At 58.9% G+C, this 4750-nt stretch carries 5 protein-coding genes; 3 read left to right on the forward strand and 2 right to left on the reverse strand.

Going from position 1 to position 4750, the window contains the following annotated elements; all coding sequences use genetic code 11:
• The first annotated feature begins 394 nt into the window (after window positions 1-394).
• Entirely contained in the window at window positions 395-673 is a 279-nt protein-coding gene (locus Q319_RS0122420; RefSeq protein ID WP_029484627.1) for a hypothetical protein, read from the forward strand.
• A gap of 459 nt (window positions 674-1132) precedes the next feature.
• On the opposite strand, the gene Q319_RS0122425 is transcribed toward Q319_RS0122420, so the two are convergent.
• The gene (locus tag Q319_RS0122425; protein ID WP_029484628.1) at window positions 1133-1363 is read right to left on the reverse strand and encodes a hypothetical protein; all 231 of its coding nucleotides are present in this window, start codon (window positions 1361-1363) and stop codon (window positions 1133-1135) included.
• Window positions 1364-1711: 348 nt separating this feature from the next.
• Complete coding sequence (locus Q319_RS0122430; protein ID WP_029484629.1) at window positions 1712-2686, reverse strand: ferritin-like domain-containing protein; 975 nt, start codon at window positions 2684-2686, stop codon at window positions 1712-1714.
• 578 nt (window positions 2687-3264) lie between these two features.
• Between Q319_RS0122430 and Q319_RS0122435 the strand changes: the two genes are divergently transcribed.
• Window positions 3265-3813 carry a hypothetical protein gene (locus Q319_RS0122435; RefSeq protein ID WP_029484630.1) on the forward strand — a complete coding sequence of 183 codons (549 nt, stop codon included), beginning with the start codon at window positions 3265-3267 and terminating at the stop codon, window positions 3811-3813.
• Between the two features lie 57 nt (window positions 3814-3870).
• The gene (locus Q319_RS0122440; RefSeq protein ID WP_029484631.1) at window positions 3871-4329 is read left to right on the forward strand and encodes a hypothetical protein; all 459 of its coding nucleotides are present in this window, start codon (window positions 3871-3873) and stop codon (window positions 4327-4329) included.
• Window positions 4330-4750: the final 421 nt, after the last annotated feature.

The raw sequence follows: 4750 nt of genomic DNA on the forward strand, positions 1-4750 counted from the left end.
GCATCTCAACCGCCTGCTACACCTGTTCTCGAAAAACGCTGAATTCCTGCACCAGCACGGCTATTCACTCCGCTATGCAAGGTGCAACTCCTGAGTAAGAAAGAGAGACAGTAGAGGGGGAAGTTTTATAACTACACACTAAAGCCAAACGATCCAGGCAAGCATAGCCAGCGCTGCTGCCGAAGGACGTTTCCCCTAGCTATACCACTCTCCTTATGATCTTGGAATCTCACTCGAATGTGCGGATGGGGGAAAGTAAGCAAGATAAGGGTGCGGGTAAACTTGCCAGAGACAGAGGTTTTTTGCTGTATAGCACGCTGTTTTCAAGCGGGTAAACTTTTTATCTTACCACCCGCACATTTTTAGAGGAGGCTCCTGCTAGAGATTGGGCGGTATGAAAGCGAGTGACGTGCTGCTGTGCCTGTCTCTGGAGGAGCAACGGATTGAGGCGATCATTGATCGACTGGCCGAACGTGGTCACATAACAGACCTTGGCCACATGCGGAGGATTCTTTTGCGGTACACCACGGAGGGGCTGGTGGTGATCAGGAAGCAGGCGAACGGGGCATGCTTTTACCGATTGGCTGAGGGTGAAGCTGTCGAAGTGGCCTTAAATGAAGCATGGGCCAATGCTGAAATAGAGCAGGGCCGCAGCGGAAAGTCTCAATCCTGAGAGCGCTGTAGCTCCAGCAAAAAAGGGGATTGGGTGCCGATTTTCTGCGGGTGCTGGGGGTGCTACGCAAGATTAGCGCTTTCAGCGCACTTGCCTCTGGAACAGCGTTCCAGAGGGGAAAAACCACTGCACTCGCGATTTCTAATTAGTGCTACTTTTTTGGCCTACTCTGAGGCATGACGAAGGCCGCTGAAACGCCCCGACAGAGGCCCCATAGGATTACCACGACCCTCAATCACATCACGCTGCCGATGCTGCTGGCGGGACCACCACGGTGATCCATCCGTTGATCAGTAGGTGAGTTTCACCGCCAGCCCTTTCCCAAGGACGACAACGAAGAGCGCGAGCTGAACTGAGCACCATAGAAAAAGCATCAGCAGGGCGGGGGTTGGCTGGGACCCCCTTGCTGCTCACCTACTGCGGCTGCGGTGGTCCACCACTAGGCGGTCTGCGACGAACCTACTGTTCGCTCTGAAGGTGCTGAAGGTAAGCGCGGGCTTTCGCTTCGAGGTGAGCCAGCTCAGAGACCGTCCGCGCGTTAGTGGAGTCAAGGTAGAGGGACAGGCAATTCGAGAACGCGGTGGGGTGTGTGGTGCGGTGGGCTTCGGCCCAGGCTTCCGCCTGCTCGATGGCGGCAACCGTGGCCTGCCGCTGAAGCTGGACCAGCCCGACCTGCTCTGCTTGGTTCATACGGCACTCTAGGGCAGCCTCTGATCACGGTCATTGATTGGCAGTGCCAGACACCCGTGCGGCAGTGGCTAGCCCCAGAGATAACTCCCGTTAACTGTCAGGTTAGGGTCTTAGACCCTTGGAAGCTGCCAAAACCACCCCTGTTTTTTGCCGTGTTCATCGCGACGAGATGCGCTCAACCTGACGCCAGGTTGGGGTATATCCAAGATGGACAAGTGATGCGTTGTTAGGCCAATTACCAGGCGACTCTTTCACTCAGAGCCTACGGATAAGAGTGATCCAGCAAACTCAAATCAACAGGAACGCGCGCTGGAGCATGCCGCTCCAGCGCGCGTCATTCCACAAGAATTAAGCGCCGAGGCCGATTTTGCTGAAATCTCCCTTCAGGCCGTCGGGGAAGAAGCCGCCCTTGACCGCCGTACCCACCGTGTCCAGCAGCACGATATTCGCCACCTGACGGGGCGTGCGGCTGAAGGCGATCCCGTTGGCATCGGTGGGGACGAGGTTGGAGGCATTGGCCTTCAGGTAGGAGGGGTTGCCCGCCGGCACGATGCCCTGATCGGTGTCGGATGTACCGTCCACTGCATCACGCAGATCGCTGATCGCCTGGACAACCTGGGCGACCGTCAGGCCAGCAGCGGCCTGCTCGTCGCGGCGCAGGTACAGGGCGTGGCGGATCGCGCCGGAGTGGTATGCCTCGACGGCCAGGATGCCCGCCGCGTTCTCCAGATTGCCCCCGGCGGTGTCGTCCACCAGCAGGCGGGCCGCGCCCTTGTAAGCAGTGACCCCCACGTCCTCGAAGATAAAGGCACCATGCAGGAAGAACAGTTCGTTGGCGTAGGGGTTGAAGTTAGTGATCTTGTCGCCCGAGGCTGCTTTGCCCGCCGCAACAAACGAACCGCTCAGATCAATGGTCGGCTGACTAACGGCGGCTTTGCCCAGCACCGAGCGGATCACCTTGACGTGAGCAAGTTCGTCTTCTGCGATCTCCTCGGCCAGATTCCGCACGTTGGCGGACAAACCGGGGATAGCCACGCCGCCTCTGCCGGTGAAGCCGGCAGGCAGGATGACCTTACTGCTGTCGCCGCCTGCTGCGTCCAGTGCTTCCAGGCGGCCCACGGCGGCCAGATAGAAGGCAGCTTCCAAATACTCCAGGTTCAGAGCAAAATTGAAGATAATGGCGTCGAGGTTGGCCTTGGCGGGCTTGGGGGGCAGATTGGTGGCACCGTTGGCGCAACTGGCAAGAACGGCTCCCGCGCCCATCATGCCGGCCATCCCCAGGAACTTACGGCGGCTGCTCAAACCCTGTGTGTCGTTGCTCATGTGTGAAACCTCCAAGAATGAGAAGTAAAGGACGAAAGGCAGAATCCGCAAAACCATTCACAAAGCCCCGTCGCGCGGGGTCATCCGAGCGCCAAGCTCTGCGTCGCTTCACTTTAGATCTACGTCACTTTAGCCCAATCGGATTGTTAAATTTCTCAATCACGGTGAGCATTAAACTCAGATGAGCATTGTGATCCAGATTAAAGCGGAGTTCGGCTGCCTTGAGACCAGAGGGGACAACACCATCCGCGCGTAAGAACGCTAGCGGTGGCGGTCCCCCACCCAGCACTGACAATCTTTCCCTAACCCACCTGAGGTGGAAAGGTTCTGCCCTGGCGAAGACTCATAGGGAGTCCCTCTTCACTAGGGGCCGCTTGTGGTAAGTAGCGTTACCCAAAAGGCCTGCCCCAGGGACAACCCTTGTTATCTACGGGGTCTGACTCCCGGTAAACGGGGTGACCAGAAGAGGCCTCACTCACCCAGTGAGGCCAGAGAGTGAGGCCTCACACCCTCACTGTGAGGGCTACACTCACTGAGTGAGACCTCACAGTGAGGCCATCATAGGAGGATGGGCAGGCATGACAGCCGATGAAGCGTGGACAGCGGGCCAGGTCAGCCAGCGCCTGGGCGTGAAGGCAGGGATGGTACGCCGCTACGCCGCAGCCCTGGAAAGCGTGACTGGCCTTGCATTGAAAGTCGATCCAGTGCGGGGGCGGCTGTATCCCCTGGCCGCTGTCGAGTTGCTGGAAGGAACGCGGGCGCACCTGCTGACCCATCCTGGCCTGAGTGTGGAGGCCGCCATGCGGGCCGTCACTGGGGAGAGTGAGGGCAGTGAGGCCCACCCAGTTCGGCTGCCTGGGGTGCTGAGCAGCCGAGAGGAACTGGCCGAACTGCTGCGCGAGGCCCTGGCCCCCGCCCTCGCTCCAATCCTGGCCGAATTGACCAGCAGCCGCGCGCAGGTGGAAGAGCTTCGCCGCGAACTGTCCGCCGCCAGGGAAGAGATCGGGGAGACCCGTGGACAACTGGCCCGCTTGGAAGTCACCACCCATGCGGCGCTGCTAGCCGTCACCACAGATGAGCAGCCGACGGGCTTACGCGGGCTGTTCATCCGATTGCTGGGCAGATAAAACCAGAGCTAAGATTCTCCAGAATTCTCTGGACAGCTTTGCAGGCGAGGTGATGACGTGAATCAAGTGTGGCTGTGCCGGATTCGCAAGACCGGGCGAGGCGGGGCGTTTCCAAGCCTGATCGGCCAGTACGCCGCCCTTCAGCTTCTCAACTGGCAGACCACTGGCACGGTGCTGCTGGCCGGACGGGCCCAACTGGTGGCGGGCTGGGCTGCCGAGCAGAAATACACCAGACCGCAGGTCGCGCTGCCCGGCCTGTACCTGATCGATGCGCAGACGGTGTACTACGTCAGTGCAGACGGCAGTCTGGTCAGGTCAGCGGCGCATGTAGTGCAGTCGCTGAAGCTCACGTCCCCCAGCGGGAGGGGCTGGACGAATCAGGCCGCGTATGAAGCGCTGGCAGCACAGGACCGGATCTTCGTCCTGAGTGACCTGGACTCGTTTGAAATCGCCAACCTGATGCTGAGGCTGTTCGGCCTGCGCAAACGCCCGGTGGAGTCCCTGTGGAGGCGCTAGGCGACCCCCAGAATCTGAATCTGATCGAGGCGATGTGTTGGCTGGCACGGTAAAAAATCAGATTCTACGGGACGTCAGTAGAATCTGATTCTGCTGGGGCGACCTATGGGTAAAAGAGATGAGTGGAGACCCGCTCACTTCCAAAGCTGATGCTGGGGCAGCAGCTTGATGATCAGCAAAGAGGAGGTGGGCGAGCCTTCCCTTTCCCGTCAGGTTTCCGCGTGGCCATAGAAAAAGCGGCCCAGAGGCCGCTTTGATTCCCTTAATATAGGGCGGTATTCAGCCCCTGTCAAATCTATGCAACCTATAGTTTGTACACTCTGTTGTACACTGAAGCATGACCCGGTTCCTGACGATCAGCGAGGCCCGTAAACAACTGCTGGAGTTGCCTGACACCCTGCACGAACAGCCGGTGATCATC

This window comes from Deinococcus marmoris DSM 12784 (genome assembly GCF_000701405.1).
Lineage (GTDB): Bacteria > Deinococcota > Deinococci > Deinococcales > Deinococcaceae > Deinococcus > Deinococcus marmoris.

Bases quoted from the DNA above. Each gene is read 5' to 3' on its own strand.
- Q319_RS0122430 (WP_029484629.1), bottom strand. From the start codon at position 2,686: ATGAGCAACGACACACAGGGTTTGAGCAGCCGCCGTAAGTTCCTGGGG.
- Q319_RS0122425 (WP_029484628.1), bottom strand. From the start codon at position 1,363: ATGAACCAAGCAGAGCAGGTCGGGCTGGTCCAGCTTCAGCGGCAGGCC.
- Q319_RS0122420 (WP_029484627.1), top strand. From the start codon at position 395: ATGAAAGCGAGTGACGTGCTGCTGTGCCTGTCTCTGGAGGAGCAACGG.
- Q319_RS0122435 (WP_029484630.1), top strand. From the start codon at position 3,265: ATGACAGCCGATGAAGCGTGGACAGCGGGCCAGGTCAGCCAGCGCCTG.